The sequence below is a fragment of the Streptomyces sp. RLA131 genome, assembly GCF_056270125.1.
On sequence record NZ_JBWDOQ010000002.1, the window covers coordinates 900,299 to 927,077 of the forward strand.

31 protein-coding genes and 1 riboswitch are annotated in these 26,779 nt (G+C 72.5%); of the genes, 16 read left to right on the plus strand and 15 right to left on the minus strand.

Annotation, left to right across the window (positions count from 1 at the left end; all coding sequences use genetic code 11):
- Positions 1–69 precede the first annotated feature (69 nt).
- The gene (locus RWE79_RS04905; protein WP_475938769.1) at positions 70–342 is read right to left on the minus strand and encodes a hypothetical protein; all 273 of its coding nucleotides are present in this window, start codon (positions 340–342) and stop codon (positions 70–72) included.
- Positions 343–412: 70 nt separating this feature from the next.
- Between RWE79_RS04905 and RWE79_RS04910 the strand changes: the two genes are divergently transcribed.
- Positions 413–2,578, plus strand: a complete 2,166-nt coding sequence (locus tag RWE79_RS04910) for an FUSC family protein (protein ID WP_475938770.1) — start codon at positions 413–415, stop codon at positions 2,576–2,578.
- A gap of 20 nt (positions 2,579–2,598) precedes the next feature.
- Here RWE79_RS04910 and RWE79_RS04915 read toward each other — a convergent pair whose 3' ends face one another.
- On the minus strand, positions 2,599–3,825 hold the full coding sequence (locus tag RWE79_RS04915) for an acyl-CoA dehydrogenase family protein (protein WP_475938771.1): 1,227 nt from the start codon (positions 3,823–3,825) through the stop codon (positions 2,599–2,601).
- A gap of 151 nt (positions 3,826–3,976) precedes the next feature.
- Here RWE79_RS04915 and RWE79_RS04920 point away from each other — a divergent pair, with 151 nt between their 5' ends.
- Complete coding sequence (locus RWE79_RS04920) at positions 3,977–4,621, plus strand: TetR/AcrR family transcriptional regulator (protein ID WP_475938772.1); 645 nt, start codon at positions 3,977–3,979, stop codon at positions 4,619–4,621.
- A 77-nt stretch (positions 4,622–4,698) separates the two neighbouring features.
- On the opposite strand, the gene def is transcribed toward RWE79_RS04920, so the two are convergent.
- Positions 4,699–5,238, minus strand: coding sequence for a peptide deformylase (gene def / locus RWE79_RS04925; protein ID WP_475938773.1), 540 nt, complete (start codon positions 5,236–5,238; stop codon positions 4,699–4,701).
- 234 nt (positions 5,239–5,472) lie between these two features.
- Here def and RWE79_RS04930 point away from each other — a divergent pair, with 234 nt between their 5' ends.
- From RWE79_RS04930 to RWE79_RS04960, 7 genes are all read left to right on the plus strand, one after another.
- Positions 5,473–6,711, plus strand: a complete 1,239-nt coding sequence (locus RWE79_RS04930) for a MurT ligase domain-containing protein (protein WP_475938774.1) — start codon at positions 5,473–5,475, stop codon at positions 6,709–6,711.
- A gap of 15 nt (positions 6,712–6,726) precedes the next feature.
- The gene (locus RWE79_RS04935) at positions 6,727–7,455 is read left to right on the plus strand and encodes a type 1 glutamine amidotransferase (protein WP_475938775.1); all 729 of its coding nucleotides are present in this window, start codon (positions 6,727–6,729) and stop codon (positions 7,453–7,455) included.
- Between the two features lie 172 nt (positions 7,456–7,627).
- On the plus strand, positions 7,628–8,653 hold the full coding sequence (locus RWE79_RS04940; protein WP_475938776.1) for a 6-phosphofructokinase: 1,026 nt from the start codon (positions 7,628–7,630) through the stop codon (positions 8,651–8,653).
- Between the two features lie 105 nt (positions 8,654–8,758).
- Positions 8,759–9,715, plus strand: coding sequence for a cytochrome c oxidase assembly protein (locus RWE79_RS04945; RefSeq protein WP_475938777.1), 957 nt, complete (start codon positions 8,759–8,761; stop codon positions 9,713–9,715).
- A 30-nt stretch (positions 9,716–9,745) separates the two neighbouring features.
- Positions 9,746–10,750 (plus strand): hypothetical protein, encoded by a 1,005-nt coding sequence (locus tag RWE79_RS04950; protein ID WP_475938778.1) that lies wholly within the window; start codon positions 9,746–9,748, stop codon positions 10,748–10,750.
- A gap of 106 nt (positions 10,751–10,856) precedes the next feature.
- On the plus strand, positions 10,857–11,018 hold the full coding sequence (locus RWE79_RS04955; RefSeq protein ID WP_475938779.1) for a hypothetical protein: 162 nt from the start codon (positions 10,857–10,859) through the stop codon (positions 11,016–11,018).
- 94 nt (positions 11,019–11,112) lie between these two features.
- A complete protein-coding gene (locus tag RWE79_RS04960) occupies positions 11,113–11,889 on the plus strand; it encodes a lysophospholipid acyltransferase family protein (RefSeq protein WP_475938780.1) in 777 nt (258 codons plus the stop codon).
- Here the strand turns inward: RWE79_RS04960 and RWE79_RS04965 are convergent.
- Both RWE79_RS04965 and RWE79_RS04970 read right to left on the minus strand, forming a co-directional pair.
- Entirely contained in the window at positions 11,879–11,995 is a 117-nt protein-coding gene (locus RWE79_RS04965; RefSeq protein WP_475938781.1) for an MFS transporter small subunit, read from the minus strand. The genes RWE79_RS04960 and RWE79_RS04965 overlap by 11 nt on opposite strands.
- Positions 11,992–13,383 carry an L-lactate MFS transporter gene (locus tag RWE79_RS04970; protein ID WP_475938782.1) on the minus strand — a complete coding sequence of 464 codons (1,392 nt, stop codon included), beginning with the start codon at positions 13,381–13,383 and terminating at the stop codon, positions 11,992–11,994. The genes RWE79_RS04965 and RWE79_RS04970 overlap by 4 nt, the downstream gene beginning before the upstream one ends.
- Positions 13,384–13,539: 156 nt before the next feature.
- On the opposite strand from RWE79_RS04970, the gene RWE79_RS04975 reads away from it, so the two are divergent.
- The gene (locus tag RWE79_RS04975) at positions 13,540–14,625 is read left to right on the plus strand and encodes an NAD-dependent epimerase/dehydratase family protein (protein ID WP_475938783.1); all 1,086 of its coding nucleotides are present in this window, start codon (positions 13,540–13,542) and stop codon (positions 14,623–14,625) included.
- Between the two features lie 35 nt (positions 14,626–14,660).
- Here the strand turns inward: RWE79_RS04975 and RWE79_RS04980 are convergent, their stop codons facing one another.
- From RWE79_RS04980 to RWE79_RS05020, 9 genes are all read right to left on the minus strand, one after another.
- Positions 14,661–16,280 (minus strand): alpha/beta hydrolase, encoded by a 1,620-nt coding sequence (locus RWE79_RS04980; protein ID WP_475938784.1) that lies wholly within the window; start codon positions 16,278–16,280, stop codon positions 14,661–14,663.
- Positions 16,281–16,418: 138 nt separating this feature from the next.
- Positions 16,419–16,856 (minus strand): type II toxin-antitoxin system PemK/MazF family toxin, encoded by a 438-nt coding sequence (locus RWE79_RS04985; protein ID WP_475945606.1) that lies wholly within the window; start codon positions 16,854–16,856, stop codon positions 16,419–16,421.
- A gap of 5 nt (positions 16,857–16,861) precedes the next feature.
- Positions 16,862–17,626, minus strand: a complete 765-nt coding sequence (locus tag RWE79_RS04990) for an urease accessory protein UreD (protein WP_475938785.1) — start codon at positions 17,624–17,626, stop codon at positions 16,862–16,864.
- Positions 17,623–18,318, minus strand: a complete 696-nt coding sequence (gene ureG / locus RWE79_RS04995; protein WP_475938786.1) for an urease accessory protein UreG — start codon at positions 18,316–18,318, stop codon at positions 17,623–17,625. Before ureG ends, RWE79_RS04990 begins: the two co-directional genes overlap by 4 nt.
- 26 nt (positions 18,319–18,344) lie before the next feature.
- A complete protein-coding gene (locus RWE79_RS05000; RefSeq protein WP_475938787.1) occupies positions 18,345–19,025 on the minus strand; it encodes an urease accessory protein UreF in 681 nt (226 codons plus the stop codon).
- A gap of 2 nt (positions 19,026–19,027) precedes the next feature.
- Positions 19,028–20,749: an urease subunit alpha gene (locus RWE79_RS05005; protein ID WP_475938788.1), complete on the minus strand. Its 1,722-nt coding sequence runs from the start codon at positions 20,747–20,749 to the stop codon at positions 19,028–19,030.
- On the minus strand, positions 20,742–21,080 hold the full coding sequence (locus RWE79_RS05010; protein ID WP_475938789.1) for an urease subunit beta: 339 nt from the start codon (positions 21,078–21,080) through the stop codon (positions 20,742–20,744). The genes RWE79_RS05005 and RWE79_RS05010 overlap by 8 nt, the downstream gene beginning before the upstream one ends.
- 11 nt (positions 21,081–21,091) lie before the next feature.
- Complete coding sequence (locus tag RWE79_RS05015; RefSeq protein ID WP_475938790.1) at positions 21,092–21,394, minus strand: urease subunit gamma; 303 nt, start codon at positions 21,392–21,394, stop codon at positions 21,092–21,094.
- A gap of 207 nt (positions 21,395–21,601) precedes the next feature.
- Complete coding sequence (locus tag RWE79_RS05020; protein WP_475938791.1) at positions 21,602–21,880, minus strand: type II toxin-antitoxin system Phd/YefM family antitoxin; 279 nt, start codon at positions 21,878–21,880, stop codon at positions 21,602–21,604.
- A gap of 58 nt (positions 21,881–21,938) precedes the next feature.
- Here RWE79_RS05020 and RWE79_RS05025 point away from each other — a divergent pair, with 58 nt between their 5' ends.
- The 5 genes from RWE79_RS05025 to RWE79_RS05045 all read left to right on the plus strand — a co-directional run bounded on the left by RWE79_RS05025 (position 21,939) and on the right by RWE79_RS05045 (position 25,278).
- Positions 21,939–22,553 carry an ATP-dependent Clp protease proteolytic subunit gene (locus RWE79_RS05025; protein WP_475938792.1) on the plus strand — a complete coding sequence of 205 codons (615 nt, stop codon included), beginning with the start codon at positions 21,939–21,941 and terminating at the stop codon, positions 22,551–22,553.
- Between the two features lie 6 nt (positions 22,554–22,559).
- Complete coding sequence (locus tag RWE79_RS05030; RefSeq protein ID WP_475938793.1) at positions 22,560–22,877, plus strand: hypothetical protein; 318 nt, start codon at positions 22,560–22,562, stop codon at positions 22,875–22,877.
- Between the two features lie 309 nt (positions 22,878–23,186).
- A riboswitch (cyclic di-AMP (ydaO/yuaA leader) is annotated at positions 23,187–23,347 on the plus strand.
- 3 nt (positions 23,348–23,350) lie between these two features.
- Positions 23,351–23,824 (plus strand): C40 family peptidase, encoded by a 474-nt coding sequence (locus RWE79_RS05035; protein ID WP_475938794.1) that lies wholly within the window; start codon positions 23,351–23,353, stop codon positions 23,822–23,824.
- A gap of 124 nt (positions 23,825–23,948) precedes the next feature.
- Positions 23,949–24,605 (plus strand): N-acetyltransferase family protein, encoded by a 657-nt coding sequence (locus RWE79_RS05040; protein WP_475938795.1) that lies wholly within the window; start codon positions 23,949–23,951, stop codon positions 24,603–24,605.
- Between the two features lie 157 nt (positions 24,606–24,762).
- Positions 24,763–25,278: a DUF6328 family protein gene (locus tag RWE79_RS05045; RefSeq protein WP_475938796.1), complete on the plus strand. Its 516-nt coding sequence runs from the start codon at positions 24,763–24,765 to the stop codon at positions 25,276–25,278.
- Here the strand turns inward: RWE79_RS05045 and RWE79_RS05050 are convergent.
- Positions 25,187–25,675, minus strand: coding sequence for an ATP-binding protein (locus RWE79_RS05050; RefSeq protein WP_475938797.1), 489 nt, complete (start codon positions 25,673–25,675; stop codon positions 25,187–25,189). The genes RWE79_RS05045 and RWE79_RS05050 overlap by 92 nt on opposite strands.
- Positions 25,676–25,909: 234 nt before the next feature.
- Here RWE79_RS05050 and RWE79_RS05055 point away from each other — a divergent pair, with 234 nt between their 5' ends.
- Positions 25,910–26,770, plus strand: a complete 861-nt coding sequence (locus RWE79_RS05055; protein ID WP_475938798.1) for a helix-turn-helix domain-containing protein — start codon at positions 25,910–25,912, stop codon at positions 26,768–26,770.
- The last annotated feature ends 9 nt before the right edge of the window (positions 26,771–26,779 follow it).

A 26,779-nucleotide genomic window follows, 5' to 3' on the forward strand; every position in this document is an offset into this window, starting at 1 on the left:
GCGCTCCTGGTGGCACTCGATGCCGACAGAGACCGCTTACCCGGACACCACATCAGCCTCACATGGGCGCTACATGGGCAGTGGTTCGGGCTGCGGCTCGGGGGCGGGCGTCGGCGGCACCGGGTCCGGGGCCGGGCCGGGCAGCGGGGGTTCGGGGCCCGGACCGGGACCAGGACCGGGCCCGGGAGCGGGGTCGGGAACAGGCCCGGGAGCGGGGCCGGGGGTGGGACCGGGATCGGGCGGCACCGGATCCGGCGGAACGGGACCCGGGCCCGGCACCGGCGGCGCGGGCACCGGCGGCACGGTGAACGTGGCCCGGCTGGTGCGGTCTTGCGAGTCCATCGGGGTCCTCCTCGACTGAGCGGATCCTGCGCTGCGCCTACCCGGGGCGCCGCGACATATCCTCTGGATCATGACGTGGCCAGGCGCGCTCAAGGCGACCTTCCGTTCCGCGTCGCGCGTGCAACGCACCCGGCTGGAGCCGCTGCTCGCCGTGCGGGCGGCGGCGGGCGTGGCGATCGTGATCGGGCTCGCCCTGCTGTTGTGGGGGCCGGCCGTCGCCGCGTCGTCGGCCTTCGGCGCGTACGCGGCGGGCATCGCGACCTTCCAGCGCAGCTGGCGCTCCCGGCCCGAACTGGCCCTGGCCGCCGGAGCCGCGCTCTCCGTCAGCGCCTTCCTCGGCTATCTGGCGGCCGCCCACTGGGCGGCCTACCTGCCCCTGCTGGCCGTCTGGGGCTTTCTGGCGGGCATGGCGTGGGTGCTCGGGCCGACCGCGGGCATCCTGGCCTCGCTCACCATGTCGGTGATGCTGGTCGTGGTGACGCTGCCGTCCTCGGTGGCCGGGGCGCTCGGGCACTCGGCGGTGATCGCGTTCGGCGGACTGGTGCAGGCCGGGCTGATCGTGGCGTTCCCGGTACGCCGCTGGGGGCGCCAGCGCGACGCCCTCGCGGACGCCTTCGCGGCCGAGGCCGACTACGCGCGCCGGCTCCGGCACGACCCGGTCGCGTCCTTCGACCCGGAACCGCTGATGACGGCCCGCAGCGCGGCCACCGTCACCCCCCGCCAGGCCCGCCGCCGCCCGCCGGGGCTGGCCGGCAAGCGGGTGCTGGCCGAGCGGATCCGCCCGGTGCTGGCCTCGCTGGCCGACCCCGAGATCGGCGCCGCCGCGGAGGGCCCCGAGCGGGACCGGGCCCGGGAGCTGCTCGGCGCGGCCGCCGCCGTGCTGGACGCGGTGGCCCACGCGGTGCGCAGGGGCGTTCCGGTCCGGGTCCCCGAGCAGGCCCGGGCGGTCCTCATCGACGAGCCTCCCCCGGAGGAGCTGACCGGCGCCGCCCGGCGGGCCGCGGTACGCCTGACCGGGCTGCTCGGCCAGGCCGTGGACTCCGTGGACGATCCGCCCGGCCGTGACACCACCGGCGCCGGGTACCTGCCCCGGCCCACCCTCCCCGCCCTGGTGCCGGTGGCCGTGCGGGCGGCCCGCGGCGAACTGCGGTGGGACTCCGCCGTGTTCCGGCACGCCCTGCGGCTGGCCGTCGTGGCCCCGGTCGGCTACGCCCTGGGCGCGGCGCTGCCGCTCGGCCACGGCTACTGGGTTCCGATGGCCTCGGTCCTGATCATGCGGCCCGACTTCTCACAGACCTTCGCCCGGGGCGTCGCCCGCTTCGGCGGCACCCTGGTGGGCGTCACCGTCGCCACCGGCGTGATGCGGCTGGCCACCCCGGCCGCGTACGCCTGCGGCGCCCTGGCGGTGGCGGCGGCCGGGACGACGTACCTCCTGCTGCGCACCAGCTACGCGATCTCCCAGGCGGGGGTCTCGGCGTACGTGGTCTTCCTGCTCGGCATGGGCGGCTCCCGGTGGCAGCAGACGGTGCCCGAGCGGGTGCTGCTGACCCTGCTTGGCGGGCTGCTGGCGATGCTCGCGTACCTGCTGTTCCCCGCCTGGGAGACACCCCGGCTGCGCGAGCGGCTGGCCCAGCGGATCATGGCCACCGGCCGCTACGCCGCCGCCGCGCTCCAGGCGTACGCCGGGCCCGCACCGGGCTCCGGGTCCGGGTCCGGGCCCTCCGGCTCTTCCGGCTCTTCCGGCTCTTCCGGCTCTTCCGGCTCTTCCGACAAGCAGCGGCGGCGAGCGGTCCGGGAGGCGCTGCTCGACGCCCGGGCGTCCCTGATCGCCTGGAACCAGGCACTCGCCCGTGCCGACGCCGAACCGGTACGCCGGCGCGGGCTCTCCCGGCGGGCGGCGGCCGAGGCGGACTCCGCGCTCGCCGCGCTGGGCCGCGTCCCGATGCTGCTGGAGGCTCACATCCCCGGCCCCGACGCCCAGCCCGTCCCCGACGCCGTCGCCTTCGCCGACGCCCTGCGCGACGCCACGGCGGCTGCGGCCCGCGACGTCCGTGAGCGGCGCCCCCCGGACCTGTCCCCGGTCCGGGACGCGCTCGCCGCGTGGCCGCAGCCCCCTGACGACGCCCAGCGCGCCCGCGTCGCCCGGCGCACCGCCGAACTCCTCAGCGACGCGCTGGACGACCTGGAGTCGGCACTGGGCCGGCGTCGCACCGGCCGCGCCGACCGGCCGGGCTGAATCCCGCGCCGGGCACCGCGCTAGCGGATCGGCAGGCCGGACAGCGTGCGGGCGATGACCAGGCGCTGGATCTCCGCGGTGCCCTCGAATATGGAGTAGATCGCGCTGTCGCGGTGCATCCGCTCGACGGGGTACTCCCGGGTGAAGCCGTTGCCGCCGAGGATCTGCATGGCCTGGGCGGTGACCTTCTTCGCGGTCTCCCCGGCGTACAGCTTGGACATGGAGCCCTCCGCGGCGGTGAAGGGCTTGCCGGCGCTGGCCATCCAGGAGGCGCGCCAGACCAGCAGGCGGGCGGCGTCGATCTGGGTGCGCATATCGGCGAGCTGGAAGGCGATGCCCTGGTTGTCGATGATCGGGCGGCCGAACTGGACGCGGGTCTTGGCGTAGTCCAGGGCCACCTCGTACGCGGCGCGGGCGATGCCGACGGCCTGGGCGCCGACCGCCGGGCGGGAGGCCTCGAAGGTGGCCATGGCGGCGTTCTTGACCCGCTCGCCACCGGCCTTCGCGCGCTCACGGACCCGGGCGAGGCGCTCGTCGAGCTTCTCCTTGCCGCCGAGGAGGCAGGAGCCGGGGATCCGGACGTCCTCCAGGACGACCTCGGCGGTGTGGGAGGCGCGGATGCCGTGCTTCTTGAACTTCTGGCCCTGCGACAGGCCCGGGGTGCCCGGCGGGACGACGAAGGAGGCGTGACCGCGGGCGCCGAGCTCGGCGTCGACGACGGCGACGACGACATGGACGTTGGCGATCCCGCCGTTGGTGGCCCAGGTCTTGGTGCCGTTGAGGACCCACTCGTCCTTGGCCTGGTCGTAGACGGCACGGGTGCGCATCGCGGAGACGTCGGAGCCCGCGTCCGGCTCGGAGGAGCAGAAGGCGGCGACCTTGACGTCGTTGACGTCGCCGTACATCTGGGGGATCCAGGTGCCGATCTGCTCCTCGGTGCCGTTGGCGAGGACGCCGACGGCGGCCAGCGCGGTGCCGACGATGGACAGGCCGATGCCCGCGTCGCCCCAGAACAGCTCCTCCATGGTCATGGGGATGCCGAGGCCGGTGGGGTCGAAGTACTGCTGCGCGTAGAAGTCCAGCGAGTACAGGCCGATCTTGGCGGCCTCCTGGATGACCGGCCAGGGCGTCTCCTCGCGCTCGTCCCACTCGGCGGCGGCCGGGCGCATCACATCGGCGGCGAAGCCGTGGATCCAGTCGCGCACCGACTTCTGGTCGTCGTTGAGATCGAGCGTGAAGTCGCCCATGAGTCCCCTCCGTGTACTTGTGTTACTTGCGGTAACAAGCAGTTTGTTTCCCGCCGGTACCGCTGTCAACTCGGGGCGGGCGCAAGGATTGCCGTCGCCGGAGTGTTACGTTGCGTGTGCTTGAGCAATTCGAACGGGCGGGGAGGCCTTGGTGGACACCAGCCAGCGACAGGGGCAGCGAACAGCCTCCGAGCAGCGGCGCAGGGAGCTTCTGGAGGCCGCCGACCGCGTGGTGCTGCGGGACGGACCCGAGGCGTCCATGAACGCCATCGCAGCGGAGGCGGGCATCACCAAGCCGATCCTCTACCGGCACTTCGGCGACAAGAGCGGCCTGTACCGTGCGCTGGCCGAGCGGCACACCAACGCCCTGCTGGCCACACTGCGCGCGGCCCTGGACAAGCCCAACGACCGCCGGGACCGGGTCGAGGCCACCCTGCACGCGTATCTGACGGCGATCGAGGCGGCACCGCAGGTGTACCGCTTCCTGATGCACCCGGCCGAGGACACCGCCGACGGCGAGAAGGGCTTCGACTTCGGCGGGCACTCGGCGCCACTGCTGCGGCGGATGGGCGAGGAACTGGCCAAGGTGATCGCCGAGCGGCTGGACCTGGGGCCCGACAACGAGACGCTGGCCCGGGTGTGGGGGCACGGCATCGTCGGCATGATGCACGCGGCCGGCGACTGGTGGCTGGCCGAGCGGCCGACCTCGCGTGACGAACTGGTCAGGCATCTGGCCGATCTGCTGTGGGGGCGGCTGGCCGCGGCCGCCGACCGGCCGGGCGGTCCCGGGCTGTGACGGTGCCGGGCCGTGACGGTGCCGGGGACTTCGTAAAGCACTTAACTCCGCTTCCCCGGGTTCGTTAAGCAGCTTCCTTACGAAGACCAGGGCGCCCGGCGGACCGCCCACCGGGCACGGCGGCGGCGCAGCCCCCCGAGGCGGTCTGTATACAGGATCCCGTCCAGGTGGTCGCACTCGTGCTGCAGGCAGCGGGCGAAGAAGCCCCCGCCCTCGACCCGCACCGGCTCGCCGTGCAGGTCGAACCCCTCGACGACGGTCTCGTCATGGCGGGTGGTGGCCGCGTGGACCCCCGGCAGCGACAGACAGCTCTCCGCGCCGGTGACGGTCACGCCCCCGGCGTACGACAGCCGCGGGTTGACGACATGCCCGAGATGCCGGACGTCCTCGTCGTCCGGGCAGTCGTAGACGAAGACCCGCAGCCCGACGCCGATCTGACTGGCGGCCAGACCGACACCGTCGGCGGCGTACATCGTGGCGAACAGGTCCTCGACCAGGGCGGCGAGTCCGTCGTCGAAGGCGGTGACCTCACCGCACGGTGCGTGCAGGGCGGGGTCGCCGAGGAGCCGCAGGGGGCGGACGGTACCGGTGCTGCCGGGGATGGCGCGATGTCGCATGGCGGTCAGCCTAGAGGCCGGCGTAGAGGGCGAGGTGCTCGCGCGGACGCCCCCGGGGGCGTCCGCCGGTCCGGCACCGGGCAGTGTTCCGGGGCATTGCGGGGCGTTGCGGGGCGTCCCGGAGCAGTACGGAGAGGTCCTCGTTACTGGGCGGACGCGGGGAGTCGATAGGCTGATCCGCGACCGACCCGCGGGGCAGGCGCGGGAATCGGACACAAGGAGGTTGTGGAGACGATGGCAGGCAACTCGGAGCCGCTGTCGCCGCGGGCCAAGCTGGCCGTGACGGCGGGCAAGGCCGCTGCGGCGGTGTCGCGTGCGGCGGGGCGGGGCAGCGGATCGGTGATCGGCGGCCGGGTGGCCCTCAAACTCGACCCGGACCTGCTGGCAGCGCTCGCCACCCACCTCGACGTGGTGCTGGTCTCGGCGACCAACGGCAAGACCACCACCACCCGGCTGCTGGCCGAGGCCCTCAGGGCCGCCGGCCCCGTCGTCTCCAACGCGCTCGGCGCCAACATGCCGGCCGGCATCACCTCGGCACTGGCCGGCGGGTCCGAGGCCCGTTTCGGCGTCATCGAGGTCGACGAGAAGTACCTCGCAGGAGTCGCCAGGGACGTCAACCCCAAGGCGATCGCCCTGCTCAACCTGTCGCGCGACCAGCTGGACCGCGCCGCCGAGACCCGGATGCTCGCCGAGAAGTGGCGCGAGGGTCTGGCCGGTACCGAGGCGATCGTGATCGCCAACGCCGACGACCCCCTGATCACCTGGGCGGCTTCCTCCTGCCCGACCGTGGTGTGGGTGGCGGCGGGCCAGGAGTGGAAGGACGACGCCTGGTCCTGCCCGTCCTGCGGCGGCGTCCTGCAGCGCCCCTCGGAGGACTGGTTCTGCGGCGAGTGCGGCTTCCGCCGCCCGGTGCCCACCTGGGCGCTCGCCGGCGACCACGTCATCGACCCCTACGGTGCCGCCTGGCCGATCCAGCTCCAGCTGCCGGGCCGGGCCAACAAGTCCAACGCCGCCGTGTCGGCCGCCGCGGCCGCCGCCTTCGGGGTCGACCCGAAGGTCGCGCTGGAGCGGATGTACGCCGTCCAGGCGGTCGCCGGCCGCTATGACGTGGTCAGCTACCTCGGCCGTGACGTACGGCTGCTGCTGGCCAAGAACCCGGCCGGCTGGCTGGAGACGTTCTCGCTCATCGACGGCCCGCCCGCCCCGGTCGTACTGTCGGTCAACGCCCGCGGCGCCGACGGCACCGACACCTCGTGGCTGTGGGACGTGGACTACACCCGGCTCTCCGGGCACCCGATCTTCGTGATCGGCGACCGCAAACTGGACCTGGCGGTCCGGCTGGAGGTCGCCGGCCTGCAGTTCCGGGTCTGCGCCGACATCGACGAGGCGGTACGGAACGCGCCCGCCGGCCGGATCGAGGCCATCGCCAACTACACCGCCTTCCAGGACCTGCGCCGCCGCGTCGGCAACTGAGGAGATACGCAAGTCATGAGCGATTCCAGCCTGCGCCTGGTGTGGGTCTACCCCGACCTGCTGAGCACCTACGGCGACCAGGGCAACGTCCTGGTGGTCGAGCGCCGCGCCCGGCAGCGCCGGGTGCCCGTCACCCGGATCGACGTACGGTCCGACCAGGCGATCCCGACCTCCGGCGACATCTACCTCATCGGCGGCGGTGAGGACCGGCCGCAGCGGCTGGCCTCCGAGCGGCTGCGCCGGGACGGCGGTCTGACCCGCGCGGTGGAGAACGGCGCCATCGTGTTCTCGGTGTGCGCGGGCTACCAGATCCTGGGCCACGAGTTCGTCAACGACCTCGGCCGCCCCGAGCCGGGACTGGGCCTGCTGGACGTGGTCAGTGTGCGCGGCGAGGGACAGCGCTGCGTGGGCGACGTCCTGGCAGACATCGACCCGGCCCTCGGACTGCCGCCGCTGACGGGCTTCGAGAACCACCAGGGCATCACCCACGTCGGCGCGAGTGCCAAGCCCTTCGCCCGGACCCGTTTCGGCAACGGGAACGGCACCGGGGACGGCACCGAGGGCGCGTACAACGACACTGTCTTCGGCACCTACATGCACGGCCCGGTGATGGCCCGCAATCCGCAGATCGCGGACATGCTGATCAAGCTGGCGCTGGACGTGAAGGCGCTGCCGCCGGCCGACGACCGGTGGTTCGAGGCGCTGCGCGCCGAGCGCATCGCGGCCGCGAGCCAGCCGGCCTGATGTACTGATCACCTGAGCAGGCACCGCGGGGCGGGTCCGGGGTGTCCGCACTGCGGGCGCTTAAGCGATGTCCGAGGGCGGCTCAGTATCGTAAGAAATGCGGCACTGCGCCGCGGGTCCATCCGGACGACGGGGTCCGGCGCCCGGATCGATCTGTCAGGAGTAACGAGCAATGCGTATTGGCGTGCTGACCAGCGGCGGCGACTGCCCCGGACTGAACGCCGTCATCCGGTCGGTGGTCCACCGCGCCGTGGTGGACCACGGTGACGAGGTCATAGGCTTCCACGACGGCTGGAAGGGCCTGCTCGAATGCGACTACCGCAAGCTCGACCTGGACGCCGTCAGCGGCATCCTGGCCCGCGGCGGAACCATCCTGGGCTCCTCCCGGGTCCAGCCCGAGCACCTGCGGGACGGCGTGGAGCGGGCCAGGGGCCATCTCGCCGACCTGGGGCTGGACGCGATCATCCCGATCGGCGGTGAGGGCACCCTCAAGGCGGCCCGGCTGCTGTCCGACAACGGGCTGCCGATCGTGGGTGTGCCCAAGACCATCGACAACGACATCGCCTCGACCGATGTGACCTTCGGCTTCGACACGGCGGTCGGTGTGGCCACCGAGGCGCTGGACCGTCTCAAGACCACCGCCGAGTCCCACCAGCGAGTCATGATCGTCGAGGTCATGGGCCGCCACACCGGCTGGATCGCCCTGCACTCGGGCATGGCGGCCGGCGCGCACGCGATCGTGGTGCCCGAGCGGCCCTTCGACATCGCCGAGCTGACGGCGGTCGTCGGCAAGCGCTTCGAGGCGGGCAAGAAGTTCGCCATCGTGGTGGTCTCCGAGGGCGCCAAGCCGCGCGAGGGCACGATGGACTTCGCCTCCGGGCAGAAGGACATCTACGGTCACGAGCGCTTCTCCGGTGTCGCCAACCGGCTCTCGGTCGAGCTGGAGGAGCGCCTGGGCAAGGAGGCCCGGCCGGTCATCCTGGGTCACGTCCAGCGCGGCGGCACCCCGACCGCGTACGACCGGGTGCTGGCGACCCGCTTCGGCTGGCACGCCGTGGAGGCCGCGCACAACGGTGACTTCGGCAACATGACGGCGCTGCGCGGCACCGACATCACGCTGGTGCCGCTCGCCGAGGCGGTCGACCACCTCAAGACCGTTCCGGCCGAGCGCTACGTCGAGGCGGAGTGCGTGCTTTAGGGCCGCCCTGCCCGGATTCTCCACCGGAGCCGCCCCGCTGCCGTCCAGGCGGCGGGGCGGCTCTAGTCTGTTCCGGGCAGCACGCACGACAGGAGAGTGACTGGGATGGACCACGGCGGACACGGCACGATGACGGACTTGCCGCCGTTCACGCTGGGGCGGGGGCTGGAGTTCAGTGCCGACCCGGTCTTCCTGGTGGGCTCTCTGCTGGCCCTGGGGCTGTACGGCTGGGCCGTGGTGCGGTTGCGCCGGCGCGGCGACCACTGGCCCGTGGGGCGGATCATCGCCTTCGCGGCCGGGGTGCTGTCGGTCGCGCTGGTGATGTGCACGGCGCTGAACGACTACGGCATGGTGATGTTCAGCGTCCACATGGTGCAGCACATGGTGATCAGCATGGTCTCCCCCATCCTGATCCTGCTGGGGGCGCCGGTGACGCTGGCGCTGCGCGCGCTGCCGGCCACCGGACGGGGCGGCCGCAAGGGTCCGCGCGAGCTGCTGGTGGCGTTGCTGCACAGCCGCTACCTGCGGGTGATCACGCATGCGGCGTTCACGATCCCGCTGTTCATCGCGAGCCTGTACGCGCTGTACTTCAGCCCGCTGTTCGACTTCCTGATGGGCAGCAGGCTGGGGCACATCGCGATGATGACGCACTTCCTCGCCGTGGGCCTGGTCTTCTTCTGGCCGATCATGGGAGTGGACCCGGGGCCGAACCGGCCGGGCTATGTGATGCGGATGCTGGAGCTGTTCGCGGGGATGCCGTTCCACGCGTTCTTCGGGATCGCGCTGATGATGGCGAGCGAGCCGATGGTGACCACCTTCCTGCATCCGCCGGCCTCGCTGGGCATCGATCCGCTGGACGACCAGACGGCGGCCGGCGGCATCGCCTGGGCGTTCAGTGAGATCCCCTCGGTGATCGTGCTGGTGGCGCTGCTGTTCCAGTGGTACACCTCCGAACAACGTCAGGCCAAGCGCCAGGACCGGGCCGCGGACCGCGACGGGGACGCCGAGCTGGTGGCCTACAACGCGTACTTGGCATCCTTGGAGGCACGCGGGCGCGGCTGAGCGCGACCGCACACAGCAGGGAGGCCCGCGATGGGCGACCAGGTGCGGACGTCGGGCTCGGCACTGGAGCTGCCCGGCGGGGTGACCGTGCGCTTCATGCGGACGCTGCGGCTGCCGGAGACCGGTACCCACCCCATGCCACCCGGCCTGGGAACCTTCCCGTTGCGCGCGGTCGCCGACCACCCGGACCGGGCGCCCGCCGAGTGGCTGGCGCGCGGCGGTGTGATGCTGCCGGTGTACCGGCGCGAGGCGATGTGGCTGAGCTTCTCGGCGACGGCCCCCGCGGCGCTGCAGGTCGGCGTCGGCCGGCTCTGCGCGGTGTCGGGGCGGCCGTGGAGCGACCGGTTGTCGCCGGATCCGCAGAACTACGTGGTGCTGCCGCGGCAGCCGTGGCTGGACGGCATCACCTCCGGTTCCGGCACGATCCGGCAGTTCGTGGCGGGGCCCCCTGCCGACGGGGCCGACCGGGCCGACGGCAGCACGGACGGCACGGTGGACGGCCGGCTCCCGGACGAGGAGGACTGGGCCGGGGTGCGGCTGCAGGTCTTCGAGCTCGGGGAGAAACCACTGGCGGCCTGGCGGGCCGAGCAGCGCCGGCGCAGTGTGCGGCACCAGAGCCCGTGGGGGGTGGCCGGGGACGAGACGGCGCCGGGCGCGATACCGCTGGCCCCGGCGGCGGTCACGGCACCGCCGGTCCCGGCGCCCCGGCCCGTGCCCGCGACGGGCGTGGCCACCGGCGGCCGGATGCGGCAGGACGTCTACCGGGACGACCGGCCGCCGGGCGACTGGCGGGAGCACGCCTCGGGCCAGGTCTTCGTCCATCTGGCGACCGCCCCGCAGTGGCGGCACATCACCGGCGAGGCGCCGCCCGCGTCCCCGGTGGACCGGGCCGCGTACACGGCGGCGAACCTGCCGTGGCTCGGCTCGTACGACTCCGACGCGGACGACCTGGCGGAGGCCGGGCCGGAACCGGACGCGAACGCGGGTGACGCGTTCGGGGACGGCGGCGGCCGGGGTGCCTACGGCGACCATTGACACCGGCGCGTGCGGGCAGGGGTGTCCGGGCAGTGGCGTCCGGGCGCCGGTGGGGCGACCATGGAGGCCCTGGCCGCCGGTGCGGCCCCCGGGGAGGAGGGCGTCGATGCAGACCTCTGCGAAGGCGATGGCGGTGTGCACCGTCGCATGCCTGGTCGCGGTCACCGCCTACACCGTGGCGCTGGGGGCGAACGGCTGGCTGTGGTTCGCGTGGGTGGTACTGGGGGCCACGACGGCGGGTGTGCTGGCGATCCGCGTACCCCGCTGACCTCCGCGGGGCTCGCGCGGCCCCCGCCTTCGCCACTACCGTGCACGTCAGTGGGGGCGGGGCGCTCCCGTACCGAGACGGGGAGACTCCGGCGATGTTCTACCGCGTACTGAAGTACGTTCTGCTCGGGCCTCTGCTGAGGCTGTTGTTCCGGCCGAGGATCGAGGGGCTGGAGAACATCCCCGCCGAGGGCGCGGCGATCGTCGCCGGCAATCATCTGTCCTTCTCCGACCACTTTCTGATGCCGGCGATACTGCCGCGCCGCATCACCTTCCTCGCCAAACAGGAGTACTTCACCGGGCCGGGCCTCAAGGGACGCCTGGTCGCGGCGTTCTTCCGCAGCGCGGGGCAGATCCCGGTGGACCGGTCGGGCGGCAACGCGGGCGAGTCGGCGCTCCGGGAGGGGCTGGGGGTGCTGGGACGCGGTGAGTTGCTGGGCATCTATCCGGAGGGCACCCGCTCGCACGACGGGCGGCTCTACAAGGGCCGGGTCGGGGTGGCCCGGATGGCGCTCAAGGCGGGGGTCCCGGTGGTGCCGTGCGCCATGGTGGGCACCTTCGAGATCCAGCCGGCGGGCCGGGTACTGCCCCGGATCAGGCGGGTGACGATCCGTTTCGGCGAGCCGCTGGAGTTCTCCCGGTTCGAGGGGATGGACGGCGAGCGTTTCGTGGTGCGTTCGGTCACCGACGAGATCATGTACGCGATCCTCGGCATGTCCGGGCAGGAGTACGTGGACCGCTACGCCACCGAAGCCAAGGCGGAGGCGGCCGAGGCCGCCAAGGCCAAGTCCAAGTCCAAGTCCGGCGTCGAGGCAGGGCCGGAGCCGGAGCCCGGCCCGGGGTCCGAGGGCGGTGGCGTGGTCAGCCGTTGAAGAGCTTGGCGGCCTTCTGGCCCAGCTCGTACAGGCCGTAGGCGAAGGGCAGTCCGACCCAGAGCCAGGCCAGGGCCACCAGGGCGCGGCGGTCGGTGGTGTTCATGCCCGGTCTCCTTCCGGTACGGCGCCGGCCGGCTGTTCCGCCGGGGGCTCGTGGTGGCGGGGGTGGACGGGACGTACGAGTTCGTTGGCGGCGAAGCCGACGACCAGCAGCCCGACCATGATGTAGACGGACGCCGTGTAGAGGGCGGGGCCGGTGCGGCCGGCCGACTTCTGGGCGTCGGCGACGGCGTTGACGATCAGCGGGCCGAGGACGCCCGCGGTGGACCAGGCGGTGAGCAGCCGGCCGTGGATGGCGCCGACCTGATGGGTGCCGAAGAGGTCCTTCAGATAGGCGGGGATGGTGGCGAAGCCGCCTCCGTAGAAGGACAGGATGAGCATGGTGCAGATGACGAACAGCGCCTTGGAGGCGTTTCCGGCCAGCGCGATGACCAGATAGCTCAGGGCGCCCGCGCCGAGGTAGAGGCGGTAGATGTTCTTGCGGCCGATCAGGTCGGAGGTGCTGGACCAGACGAACCGGCCGGCCATGTTGGCGAGCGAGAGCATCGCCACGAAACCGGCCGCGGACGCCGCCCCGACGGGCACCGAGGTGCCGGCGAAGAAGTCCTGGACCATGGGCGCGGCCTTCTCCAGGATGCCGATGCCGGCGGTGACGTTGCAGCACAGCAGCACCCACAGACACCAGAACTGCGGGGTGCGGATCGCGTTGCGGGCCGATACGCCGACGCCGTCGGCGCTGACCAGCGGGCGTACGGTCGTCGGGGCCGGGGGTGTCCGGCCCACGGGTTTCCAGCCGGGCGGCGGTACCCGGACCAGCAGCACGCCCAGTGACATGAAGACGGCGTAGACGAGGCCGTGGACGAGGAAGGCCAGCGCGATGCCCGAGGAGTCCGCGCCGAAGGACTTGAGCATCTGCGCGGACCAGGGCGAGGCGATCAGCGCGCCGCCGCCGAAGCCCATGATGGCGATGCCGGTGGCCATGCCGGGCCGGTCGGGGAACCACTTGATGAGGGTGGACACCGGTGAGATGTAGCCGATGCCCAGGCCTGTGCCGCCGACGAAGCCGTAGCCGAGCACGACCAGCCAGTACTGGCGGGTCGCGGCTCCCAGCGAGGCGATCAGGAAGCCGGAGGAGAAGCAGACCAGGGACACGCACATCGCCCAGCGGGGGCCGTTGCGTTCGACGAGGGTGCCGCCGAACGCGGCGGACAGGCCGAGCATGACGATGCCCAGCTGGAACGGCAGGGCGCTGAGGGTGCCGGACAGTCCGAGCGAGGACTCAAGGGGCGGCTTGAACACGCTCCAGGCGTAGACCTGGCCGATGGCGAGGTGGATGGACAGGGCGGCGGGCGGCACCAGCCAGCGGCTCCAGCCGGGCGGTGCGACGCTGCGGGAGCGTCGCAGGACATCGGGAACGGCCCAACGGGTCATGCGCGCCTCCGACATGGGGGTCCGGCATCCGGAAGCAGTATTCCGGAACAACCATCCGATCGTCGAGTACACGTCAAAGGCCGCTACGCCCGTGGCGGATCCGCGCAGGGCGAACCAGGCTGGTGACGGCCGCACCGGCTCCGTAGCGTCGCACCCATGACGACAACTGCGGGAACAGCGTTCGTGATCGGGGCGGGCGGGCAGATCGGACGGGCCGCGGTGCGCGCGCTGGCCGAGGACGGGTGGCGGGTGCGGGCGGCCTCCCGCGGCGGGGGCGGCGGGGGCGGCGGGGCCACCGACGAGAGCCGGTCCGCGGACGTGACGCCGGTACGGGTGGACCGGGAGGACTCCGCGGCGCTGGCGGCCGCCATCGGGGACGGCTGCGACGTCCTGGTGGACTGCGTGGCCTACGACGCCGGGCACGCCCGGCAGTTGCTCGGCCTCGCGGACCGCGTCGGCTCGGCCGTGGTCGTCTCCAGCGCGGCCGTGTACCAGGACGCGCAGGGCCGCAGCTTCGACACCCAGGGCGAACCGGACGGCTTCCCGGTCTACCCCGACCCGATCCCCGAGACCTGTCCGACGGTGGCACCGGGCGAGGCCACGTACGGTACGAGGAAGGTGGCCCTGGAGCGGGAGTTGCTGGCAGCCGGCGACCGGCTGCCCACCACACTGCTGCGGGCGGGGGCGGTTCACGGACGGCACAGCCCGATGCTGCGCGAGCTGTACTTCGTCAAGCGGGCGCTCGACGGGCGCCCGGTCCGCGTGCTCGCGTACAACGGCCTGAGCCGCTTCAGCCCGGTGCACACCTCCAACATCGCCGAGCTGGTGCGGCTGGCCGCCCGCAGGCCGGGCTCGCGGGTGCTCAACGCGGCCGACCCGCACACCCCCACGGTGGCCGCGATCGGGGAGGCCGTCGACGCGGTGCTCGGGTACACGTGCGAGACCGTGCCGCTGGACGGCGCCCCGACCGCCCAGGGGGTCGGCGTCTCGCCGTGGGCGGTCCCGCTGCCCGCGGTCTTCGACATGGCCGCGGCGGAACGGGAGTTGGGCTACCGGGCCGTGACGACGTACGAGGACTCGCTGCCGGACACCGTCGGCTGGACGGTCGACGCGCTGCGGGAGCGCCACTGGCGTGAGGTGTTCCCGACGCTGGCCCGGATCTACGGCCACCCGGGCCTGGACATCTTCGGCTACGCCGCCGAGGACCGCTGGCTGGCCGGGGCCCCGCGTACCCGCGCGTAGCGCGCGGTCGTCGCCACGCGCGGGTACGGGAGGGGTCAGCCGGTGGTGGGCGGAACGGGGGCGGCGTGCGCGGCGCAGGTCACGTCGTGCCCGTCGAGGGTCCCGTCGACGAGGTAGCCCGTCACCCGGTCGTTGACGCAGGCGTTGACCAGACCGGTGACACCGTGCGACCCGGCGCCCTGCTCGGTGATGAGCTCGGAGCCCTTGAGCCGGTGGTGCAGTTCCACGGCCCCGGCGTAGGGGGTGGCGGCGTCACGGGTGCTCTGGACGATGAGGACCTTGGGCAGGCCCTTGCCGGTCCGGATCTCCAGCGGGTCGCGCTGGGGGACGCCCCAGGTGGCGCAGGGCAGGTTCATCCAGGCGTTGGACCAGGTGAGGAAGGGGTACTTGGCGTTCAGCGCGGTGTTGTCGCGGTCCCACTTACGCCAGCTCGTCGGCCACTTGGCGTCGGTGCACTCGACGGCCGTGTAGACGGCGTTGCCGTTCTCCGAGGCGATGTTGCCCGCGGTGTCGCTCAGGTCCGGGCCGGCCGCGTCGACGAGTGCCTGGGTGTCGCCGGCGACGTACTGGCTCCACACACCGGCCACGGTCGCCCACGACGAGTCGTAGTACGGGGCGCTCTGGAAGAAGCCCAGCAGCTCGGACGGGCCGACGACGCCGCCGATCGGGTCGGCCTTCGCCGTGGCCCGCAGGGTCTCCCACCGTGCCTGGACCTTCGCGGGCGTGTCACCGAGGTGGTAGACGGAGTCGTACTTCGCCACCCACGCCTCCCAGTCGTTCCAGCGGCCCTGGAAGGCCACGTCCTGGTCCAGGTTGTTCTGGTACCAGATCTGCCGGGTCGAGGGGTTGACCACGCTGTCCACGATCATGCGGCGGACATGGGAGGGGAAGAGGGTGGCGTAGACCGCGCCGAGGTAGGTGCCGTACGAGACACCGAGGTAGTTGAGCTTCTTCTCACCGAGAGCGGCCCTGATGACGTCGATGTCGCGAGCCGTGTTCGGCGTCGTCATCTGGGACAGCACGGCGCGGCCGGTGCGCTCGACACAGCCCTGCGCGTACTCCTTGGCGAGCTTGCGCTGCGCGGCCTTGTCGGACTCGCTGTCCGGGACCGGATCGGCCTTGGGCGCCTTGACGAACTCCTGCGGGTCGGCGCAGGAGATGGGCGCGGAGTGGCCGACACCGCGCGGGTCGAAGCCCACGAAGTCGTACGCCTTGGCGGTCGCCGTCCAGATGGCGTTCTTGGTGGTGACCCGGCGCGGGAAACGCATGCCGGAGCCGCCGGGGCCACCGGGGTTGTAGATGAGGGCGCCCCGGCGCTCGGCGGCGGTGCCGGTGTTGCCGATGCGGTCGACGGCGATCCTGATCGTCCTGCCGTTCGGCTTGGCGTAGTCCACCGGGACCGTCACATAGCCGCACTGGATGGGCGACTCGAATCCCCAGTCCGCCGGGCACGCCGCCCAGTCGATGCCGGCCTTCGCGGCGCGGGCGGCGGCGATCCTCACCCCGTACGCCTCGGCCCGGCCGTCGCCGGCCTTCTTTCCCGCCGCCGCCGTGGCCGCGGTGGCGGTCCTGGCGGTGGCTGTCGTCGGTGCGGCTGCTGCGGCGGCACCGGCTATGAGTGCGCCGGTCACGCCGAGTACGGCGATGCGTCTCACGAAGAAGTCTCCCCCTGTTGACTGTTGCCGCTTGTGGCGGCCAGGGGGATCCTTTCGTCCCTCGGGCGTCCGGGAACAGGCCGTGCCCGCGTTTCTTTACCAAGCCGTGAGATTCCCGGGCCTGGACCGGCGCGCGGTTCAGGACCAGCCGTAGCGCTCCTTGAGGCGGTTGACGACGAGGTTGAAGCGGCCCCGGTCCAGCGCGCAGGCCTCGCGGCGCATGCCGTCGGGGTGGACGCGCAGCACCCGGTCGAGATTGACCCAGGAGGGGCGGCCGGTACGGTCCCAGGGGCCGACGCCGATGGGCTGCCACTCCTGGTCCTCGTTGTGCTCCTTGCTGGAGAGCTGCACGGCGAGCAGGGTGCCGGTCCGCTCGCGGGCCACCACCAGGACGGGGCGGTCCTTGCCGCGTCCGTCGTTCTCCTCGAACGGGACCCAGGTCCAGACGATTTCGCCGGGATCGGGGTCGCCGTCGTGAGCCGGGGCGTACTCGGTACGGACGGAGCCGACGCGGTCCGGGTCGGCCTCGGTGGTGGCGGTGGGGCCGTGGCGGCCGGGGGAATCGCTGTTGATCATATTGGTCACGGGGTCACGCTAGCCGACAGCATCCGGCGCAGTCGCAGCCCGTCCGGGGCCACGGCGGTGAGCAGGACGGCCGGACCGGCCAGCGGGGTCAGGACGCCCTCGCCCCCGGCCGGGTCCGCGGACAGGATCCGGGCGGCGGGCGGCTTCTCGGCGTACTCCGGTTCCACGATCAGGAGTTGGCCCGTCGCCCGGTGGCCGTGCAGCACGGCGGGGCCCTGCCAGCCGGGGACACCGGGGCCGAAGGAGAGTTCCTGGTCGAGCAGCGGGCGGCCGGCCAGCCGGACGGTCAGCCGGGTGGTGAGGCGGCCCGGTTCCTCGCCGGTACGGCCGAGGATCTGCTCCTCGCGGAGCACCAGGCGCGCGCCGGGGGCGAGTTCGACGGTGGTGGTGAGCGCCAGGTCGCTGCCGGCGGCGGCGATGAGGGGCTCGGGCAGCCAGTGCAGGACGGCGTCCTCGCCGACGGTCAGGCGTACGTCGTACCACGCCCGCTCGCCGGTGCGGCCCGGGAGGGAGACCGTGGCCGCGGCCGAGGTCATCCGCAGTGCGGCGCCGGGCTCCACGACGGCCTCCAGCGCGAGCCGGTCGCCGCCCAGCGGCGCGCTCATGGCGCCGACGACGGTGACATGGGCCTCCCGGGGGCTCCCCGTGGCCCGGGTACGGCGCAGGGCGAGCGGCCCGTCGCCGGTGAGCAGCGGCAGGGCGGTGCCGCCCCGGCCGTCGGGGGCGGCGGTGACGCGGGCGGTGGCGCGGACTCCGGTCATGCCGGGGCCGCGGTCCAGGCGGTCAGCCGCTCCTGGATCCAGTCGGCGACCGGGCCGACCCCGCCCTCGGCGACCAGCGAGGTGAAGGCGACGGGGAGGTCGCCGCGCTGGGCCTTCGCGTCCACGGCCATCCGCTCCAGGTCGGAGCCGACGTACGGGGCGAGGTCGGTCTTGTTGATGACCAGCAGGTCGGCGGTGGTGACCCCGGGGCCGCCCTTGCGGGGGATGTCGTCGCCGCCTGCGACGTCGATGACGAAGATCTGGGCGTCGACCAGCCCCTTGGAGAAGGTGGCGGTGAGGTTGTCGCCGCCGGACTCCACCAGGATCAGGTCGAGCGGGCCGACGGTCTCCTCCAGGTCCTCGACGGCTTCGAGGTTGGCGGAGATGTCGTCGCGGATCGCGGTGTGCGGGCAGGCGCCGGTCTCGACGGCGCTGATCCGCTCGGGCGGCAGGACGGCGTTGCGCAGCAGGTACTCGGCGTCCTCGCGGGTGTAGATGTCGTTGGTGACCACCGCGATGGACAGCCGGTCGCGCAGGCTCGCGCAGAGCGCGGCGACGGTGGCGGTCTTGCCGGAGCCGACCGGGCCGCCGAGGCCGACGCGCAGGGCGCGGCGTGAGCCGTCGGGGCGGGTGGCCGGTGAGCCGTAGGCGTACCGCTCGGGGTAGGTGTCGTGGTCGTGGTCGAGGTGCATGGTCGGCTCCGGGTGGGGTCGGGTCGTCAGGAGGCGAAGAGGCGGACCGGCCAGGTGGCGTGCTGCTCCGCGTAGATGTCGAGCAGGGGCGCCGACGCGGCGGGCAGGGCGCCGACGCCCTCGTCCAGGGCGCGGCGCGCCGCCCCGGCGGCGCGGGCCGCCACGTCGTCCAGGGCGGGGGTGAGCCGGGCCAGGACCGCCGTGACGGCGAAGGGGTCCAGGCTCAGCAGCCGTACGGCGGCGGTCGCCGGGCCGGTGACGGACTCGTACGCGGCGGCGTGGGCGGCGTCCAGCGGGGTCAGGCCGGCCGCGCGGGCCGCGAGGCCGAGCACGACCGGCTGGTGGGCGCCGCGTGGCCGGGCGGCGGCGAGGGCGCTGAGCTCGGGGGACGGCCAGGCGGCCCGGGCGGCGCGGGTGAGCTGCCGGCCGAGCCTGCGGGCGGTGGCGCGCAGGACGGGTGAGGGGGTGCGGGCGTCGGCCGCCTCGTCCAGGAGCAGCGGGTCGAGCCCGGCGGTCGCGGCGGCGGCCAGTGCCGCCGCGACCAGTCCTGAGGTGGCCAGCCTTCCCCGGCAGAAGGCCTCCAGGGTGGCGGGACCGGTGATCCGGCCCGCCTTGACGGCGGCCTCGGCGCCACCGGAGTGGGCGTGGCCGCCGGCCGGGAAGCGGCCGTCGGCCAGTACCAGCAGCGCGGCGCGGGTGGCTTCCATGATCAGAACAGGAAGTAGCGCTGGGCCATGGGCAGTTCCGTGGCCGGGGCGGGATCGATGACGTCGCCGTCGATACGGACGGTGAAGGTGTCCGGGTCGACCTCGACGCGGGGCAGTGCGTCGTTCTCGCGCATGTCGGCCTTGGTGACGGCCCGGGTGTTGAGGATCGGTACGAACTGCTTGCCGAGCTTGAGCCGCTCGGGCAGGCCGTCGTCCAGGGCGGTCCGCGTGACGAAGTTGACGGAGTTGGAGCCGGGCGCGCGGCCGATGGCGCCGAACATGGGGCGCGGCATGACCGGCTGGGGGGTGGGGATGGAGGCGTTGGCGTCGCCCATCTGGGCGTAGGCGATCTGGCCGCCCTTGATGACGAGTTGGGGCTTGACGCCGAAGAAGGCGGGGTCCCACAGGACGAGGTCGGCGAGTTTGCCGCTCTCGACGGAGCCGACCTCGGCGTCGAGGCCCTGGGCGACGGCGGGGTTGATGGTGTATTTGGCGACATAGCGACGTACACGGAGGTTGTCGGCGCGGCCGTCGCCCGGGAGTGTCCCCCGGCGCTTCTTCATGACGTGGGCGGTCTGCCAGGTGCGGAGGACGACCTCGCCGACCCGGCCCATGGCCTGGGAGTCGGAGGAGATGATCGAGATGGCGCCCATGTCGTGGAGGAAGTCCTCGGCGGCGATGGTGCTGGGCCGGATCCGGGACTCGGCGAAGGCCAGGTCCTCGGGGACGGCCGCGTTGAGGTGGTGGCAGACCATCAGCATGTCGAGGTGTTCGTCGAGCGTGTTGACGGTGTGCGGGCGGGTCGGGTTGGTCGAGGACGGCAGCACGTTGGGCTGCGAGACGACGGTGATGATGTCGGGGGCGTGACCGCCGCCGGCACCCTCGGTGTGGTACGCGTGGATGCCCCGGCCGGCGATGGCGGCGAGGGTGTCCTCGACGAATCCGGCCTCGTTGAGGGTGTCGGTGTGGATGGCGAGCTGGGCGCCGGTGGCCTCGCAGACGTTGAGGCAGGCGTCGATGGCGGCGGGGGTGGAGCCCCAGTCCTCGTGGATCTTGAAGCCGAGGGCGCCGCCACGCAGCTGGGAGTACATCGCCTCGGTGGAGACGGTGTTGCCCTTGCCGAGCAGCCCGAGGTTGACCGGGTAGTGCTCCAGGGCCTCGAACATCCGGGCGAGGTGCCAGGGGCCCGGGGTGACGGTGGTGGCCTTGGTGCCCTCGGCGGGGCCGGTGCCGCCGCCGACGATGGTGGTGATGCCGGCCGACAGGGCCTCGTCGACGATGGTCGGGGAGATGAAGTGGACGTGGGCGTCGATGGCGCCGGCCGTGACGATCTTGCCGTTGCCGGCGATGATCTCGGTCTCGGGGCCGATGACCAGGTCCGGGTGGACGCCGTCCATGGTCTCGGGGTTGCCGGCCTTGCCGATGGCGGCGATCCGGCCGTCGCGGATGCCGATGTCGGCCTTGACGATGCCCCAGTGGTCCAGGATGACGGCACCGGTGATGACGGTGTCCGGGGTGCCCTCCGCACGGGTGGCGCGTGACTGGCCCATGGACTCGCGGATGACCTTGCCGCCGCCGAAGACGACCTCGTCGCCGGAGTTGCCGGGGCCGCCGGACAGGTCCTGCTCGATCTCGATCAGCAGATCGGTGTCGGCGAGCCGTATACGGTCGCCCGCCGTGGGGCCGAAGAGGTCCGCGTACGCGGCACGGGAGAGCTCACGCATCGTCTTCTCCGTTCGCTTCCCTCACGTCGAGGGCTCCTCCGGTCTCGCCACGCAGCCCCGCGACCACGCGTTCGCCGCCGAGCGGCACCAGGTCGACCTCGGCCGGGATGCCGGGCTCGAAGCGCACGGCGGTGCCGGCGGCGATGGCCAGGCGCAGGCCACGGGCGGCGGTGCGGTCGAACTCCAGCCCCGGGTTGGCCTCGGCGAAGTGGTAGTGGGAGCCGACCTGCACGGGGCGGTCGGCGGCGTTGAGGACGGTCAGCCGGGTGACGGGCCGGCCCTCGTTGAGGACGATCGGCTCGTCCGCGTACAGGATCTCTCCGGGGATCACGGGCGCGCTCCTCAGGCGATCGGGTCGTGGACGGTGACGAGCTTGGTGCCGTCCGGGAAGGTCGCCTCGACCTGCACGTCGTGGATCATCTCGGGGATGCCCTCCATGACGTCGGCCCGGGTGAGGACCCTGCGGCCCGACGCCATGAGCTCGGCGACGGTGCGGCCGTCCCGGGCGCCTTCGAGGATGTGCGAGGTGATGAGGGCGATCGCCTCGGGGTGGTTGAGCCTCAGACCCCTGGCCCGCCGCTTCTCCGCCACGTCGGCGGCGACGTGGATGAGCAGGCGTTCCTGCTCGTGGGGGGTCAGTTGCATGGCCACACCTCACAATTGCGGATTCTGGCTTCCGTTATCCGGAAGCCGCAGGTTAGTTCGGCGGCGTTTCGGCGGAGTTAACTCACGTTACGTGCGGTGATCGCGTGAGGCTGCGGCCACGCGCCGACGACCGGGCCGGGCGCGGCGCGGGCGCGGACGCGGGCCGTCCGCGGGCCGGGCATGGGCCAGCCGCGGGCCGGTCGCGGATCAGCCGTGGGTCGTCCCCCGGTGTTCCGCGGCGATGCCGAAGCGGCGCCGTTCGCCCGTGGCGGACGCGGACTGCCGCACCGAGGAGACGGTACTGACCACCCGCTCCTCCTCCGGCAGATCCAGCTGCTGGAGTCGTTCCAGGTCAGCCGCCGATACGAGAGCGACGAGCGGCTTGCCGTGACGGGTCACGACCACGCGTTCACCGCCGTAGACAACGCGGTTGATCAGTTCCGCGAGCTCGGCACGCGCTTGTGTCACCGGGACTTCATGGGCCATGCTCACCATCATAACGGGATGTACGTCCTGTACATTTTTTACTGATGGAGGTGCAGCGATGTCCCATCCGACCGCCCGCTACGTCCTGCCGGAGTTCACCGAGCGCACCAGCAGCGGGGTGCGGACGATGGATCCCTACTCCAAGCTCCTCCAGGAGCGCGTGATCATCCTGGGCACGCAGATCGACGACACGTCCGCCAATGACGTGATGGCGCAGCTGATCCATCTGGAGAGCGCCGCGCCCGAGCAGGACGTGTACCTCTACATCAACTCCCCCGGCGGCTCCTTCACCGCGATGACCGCCATCTACGACACGATGCGGTTCGTCATGTGCGACGTGGCGACCGTGTGCATCGGCCAGGCCTCCTCGGCGGCCGCGGTGCTGCTGGCCGCCGGCGCGCCGGGGAAGCGGCTGGCGACCCCGCGGGCCCGGATCATGATCCATCAGCCGTCGCTGGGCGATGTGATCCAGGGTCAGACCACCGACCTGGAGATCCAGGCCCGGGAGATCGGCAGGATGAGTGAACTGCTGGAGGAGATGCTGGAGCGGCACACCGGCCGGGACGCCGCGCGGATCCGCGCCGACATCCAGCGCGACCACTTCCTGGACGCCGAGGGCGCCCTCGCCTACGGGCTGATCGACCAGATCACCCTCAGCCGCAAGACCGGGTGAGCCCCGGTGGTGCCGGAACTGCCGCCGCTGCCGGCGCTGACCCGGGCCGAGGGCGAGCTGGTCGACGCCTACCTGGCCGTCGCGGACCTGCTCGGCAGGATCAACCCGGCCCGCTCCAGGGACACCTACAGCGGGCTGCGCGCGGCGCAGGCCCTGGTCTCGCGGGCCGCCGAACTGCGGGACGCGCTCACCCTGATGCACACCCGCGGCGAGAGCGAGGTGCACACCGCCACGCTGGACCGTGCCCTGCGGGTGCTCGACGGCGAGCGGCGCACCGCCCTGGTGGCCCTGCCGCCCGATCGGCCACCCCTCGGGGCGGACTGAGGACCATACGGCATCCCCTGAATGAAGTAGTCGTGCGTAGCTGTTGGGTATGAGGCGAGCCGCGCGGTCCGGCTGCTCCGGACCGGTGCGGCGCCGTCGGACCCCTGGTGCGGGGCTCCGCACGGGTGGTCAACCAAACCCCGTTCCACGGAAGTCCACCCGAATAGGCGGGCCGTGAAGAGACTCACAATCGACCGTTTCGGTTAGGAATTGACCGCTTCCGTGAGTGATCATCCCTTCGACGACAAGCCCCGCCATCCCGGCGGGCGGTCCGGGCGGACGCCGAGTCCTGCCGCTGTCCGGATGCCAGGTCGACATATGCATCCGGCAGGAACGGAGGACCCAGGCACGACGGGGTCGCCCGGTGAGAACCGGGTCGTCCCCTTGGGGTGAAGCCGCGTCAGCGGCCGGGCATCTTCGCCTGCCCGAACCCGACAGGTCATCCTTCGCAGGCGGACGACGAAGGGTTGCGCATGACTGCGCGAACTGGCGTTTCCGCACTTCTGTCCAGGGTGGGGGCCGCCTCGGCCCTCACCGCCGCAGCGGTCGCCGGGCCGGCGGTGCTTCCGGGTCTCGCCACACAGGCGGACGCCGCGACACTGGCCGGCAAGGCACTCAAGATCGCCGCGTCGAAGAAGGGATCGCCCTACAAGTACGGAGCCGCCGGCCCCCACCGGTTCGACTGCTCCGGGCTCACCCTCTACTCGTTCAAGAGGGCGGGCAAGAAGCTGCCACGCACCGCGGCCGCTCAGTACAACAAGTCCCACCACATATCCGCCTCCCACCGCAAGCGTGGCGACCTGGTGTTCTTCCATTCCGGGAGCAGCGTCTACCACGTCGGGATCTACGCGGGTCACAGCAAGATCTGGCACTCCCCCAAACCGGGGAAGAAGGTCCGGCTGGAGAAGATCTGGACCCACAGCGTCTGGTACGGGCGGGTGAGCTGACCTGAGCTGACATGACGTGACCGGTGGGTGCGGGGCCGTCCGGACGGCCCCGCACCCACCGGTCACCCCCGGCACCCCGGCACCCCCGGCACACCTGGCACACCTGGCACACCTGGAGGCACCCGTGACCCCGCCGACCCTGCGACGGATCCTGGCCGACGCCGCCAGGGGCCTCTTCCCGCCGGCCGACGGCGGCGTGACCGTCGTGCCCCAGCCCTCGCCGCGCGACGCGGGGATCATCTCCTTCACCGCGCACACCGTGGTGTTCGCCGACGCCGATCCGGGCTGGGTACGCGGCCTGCTGCCGGCCGACGACCTGTCCGCACCGCTGAACCCGCCCTTCCTGACCGCGCTCTGCGCACACCTGGGGCGCCGGGTCAACAACCTCGACCTGCTGACGCTCGCCCCCGCACTGCCGGGCCCTCCCCCGGTCACCGCGGACCTGGCCCTGGAACCCACCGAGGACGGCGGCCATCCGCGGATCACCCGCGCCCTGCTGCACCGCGACGAGGTCCGGGCCTGGACCGTTCCCGGCGGCACCGTGCTGACCGGACGCGGGGTCGCCGGCCGCTGGGAGGTCGCGGTCGAGGTCGAACCGCACGCCCGGGGCCGGGGACTGGGCCGCAGGCTGGCTCTGGCGGCACGGCACCTCGTACCGGAGAGCGCGATGCTCTGGGCCCAGATCGCCCCCGGCAACGCGGCGAGCGTGCGGGCGCTGCTGGCGGCCGGATTCACACCGGTGGGCGCCGAGGCACTGCTGGTCGGCGGGCCGCACGGCTGAGGCCGGTGGGCCCGGCACGGTCACCGCCCTCACCCAGGGCCGTACGGGGCCGGGACGGTGACGCGCCGGTCCTGGCCGTTCCGTCCTCAGGGGCGGCCGCCGCGCGCGGGGCGGCGACACCGGCGTGCCTGACGGCGGCGGGGCCGAGAATCACCCCATGAACGACGAACCGACAGGTGGAACGGACGGCACGGCGGCAGCCGGTGACGTACGGCGCGAGACCGCGCCGGAGCGTGACGACCGGAACTTCTCGGAGCTGCTCCAGGAGCTGCGGGTCACCCAGACCGGGGTGCAGGTACTGTTCGCGTTCCTGCTGACGCTGGCGTTCACCCAGCGCTTCACGACGCTGGACGCCGCGCAACGCGGCACCTACATCACGACGTTGCTGCTGTCGATGCTGGCCGCCGCCCTGTTCACCGCTCCGGCGGCGGTGCACCGCGGGCTGTTCCGCCGCCATGCCAAGCGGCGGATCGTCAGTGTGTCCTCATGGCTGGCCGGCGCCGGACTCGTCGTACTGGCACTGTCCTTCACGGGCGCGGTGATGCTGGTGGTGGATGTGGTCCTGGGCCGGGCCGCGGGCGTCACGGCCGCGGCGGGCACCCTTGCGGTGTGCACGGGCCTGTGGGCCGTGCTGCCGTGGTCGCTCGGCCGGAGGCGCGCCACGGAAGGGTGATCCAGACCGTCTTCCCGCCGTCGTCCGTCGGGGTGACGAGCAGCTTGCCGCCGGACTCCGCCGCCAGGTGACGGACGATCACCATTCCGCGCCCGTTGTCCTGCTGGACGGCGGCCGGGAGCCGCTGCGGCCAGCGGGGGTGGCTGTCGGTGACCCCGATCCGCAGCTGCTCCTCGCGTTCGAGCCGCAGGTCGACGGTGAAGGTGGGGGACTGTCCGAAGGTGTGCAGCACGGCGTTGGTGGCGAGTTCGGAGACGATCAGACGCACGGCGTCCACGGCGGGCGCGGTTCCGGGCATTCCCCATTCCGCCAGGAGCCCGCAGACCCAACGACGTGCCGCCGGGACCGAGCCAGGATCGCTCGGCAGGGTGACGGATGCTTCCTGGTGGTCTGCCATGGCGACATGTCCCTTTCCGGCCGTGCCCGGCACCCCGGCGTGCGGTACGCCCCGAGGACGACCGCTTAGCGCCAGAGTGCCACCATGGTGCCGTTAATCCGGTCCGTCCACCGCGATATGCATATATCTGTCCCCCAAAGCGGTGAACTCTGCTACGCGAGAACGTATTCGCGGGGCAGACTGCGCACGGACACCCGGCACCCGCGCGCGCCGGGCCCAGAAGGAGGGAACCGGATGCAGCACATGCCCGCCGTACGCCGCCGCAAGCTCGGCACCGAGTTGCGCCGCCAGCGCGATCTGGCCGGCCTGACCAGCGGCGAGGCGGCCCGCCTGGTCGGCTGGCACCAGTCGAAGGTGAGCAGGATCGAGACCGGGCGCAGCAGCGTCCGCCCCGAGGACGTGTCCCTGTTGCTGGACGCCTACGGGGTACGCGACGCGGAGTTGCGGCAGTTACTGGACGCCCTGGCCGGCGAGGGCGCGCGGGGCGGCTGGTGGCAGGAGTACCGGGAGGTACTGCCCTCGGCCTACCGGGACTTCATCACCCTGGAGACCGACGCCCGGCGGGCCCGCACCCTGGAGACCACCGTGGTGCCCGGGCTGTTGCAGACCCCCGCGTACGCGCGGGCGCTGACCCGGTCCGTGATGCCGCAGCTGGGGCCGCGTCAGGTGGACGCGCTGGTCGATGTGCGGATCGCGCGGCAGGCGGTGCTGCGGGCCGGCTCGCCCATGGAGCTGTGGGCGGTGCTGGACGAGGCGGTGCTGCGGCGCGGAGTCGGCGGCCCGAGGGTCATGGCGGCGCAATTACGCCATCTTGTCGAAATCGGGTCGTTGCCCCATGTCCGGTTGCAGGTACTGCCCTTCTCGGCTGGCGGTCACATCGGCGTGACCGGTCCTTTCGTAATCTTCTCATTTCCGCGCATTGCTGATCTGGACGTGGTTGTTCTCGACCATTTGACGAGTAGTCTCTATCTGGATCGGAAAGAAGACCTCAAGGCGTACAGCGCCGCGTTCGACCGATTGCGCTCCCACGCCCTGTCGCACCAAGACTCGTTGGCCCATATCTCCGGCATCGCCGGGACCGGCACAGGCGCATAAGGAGGCACG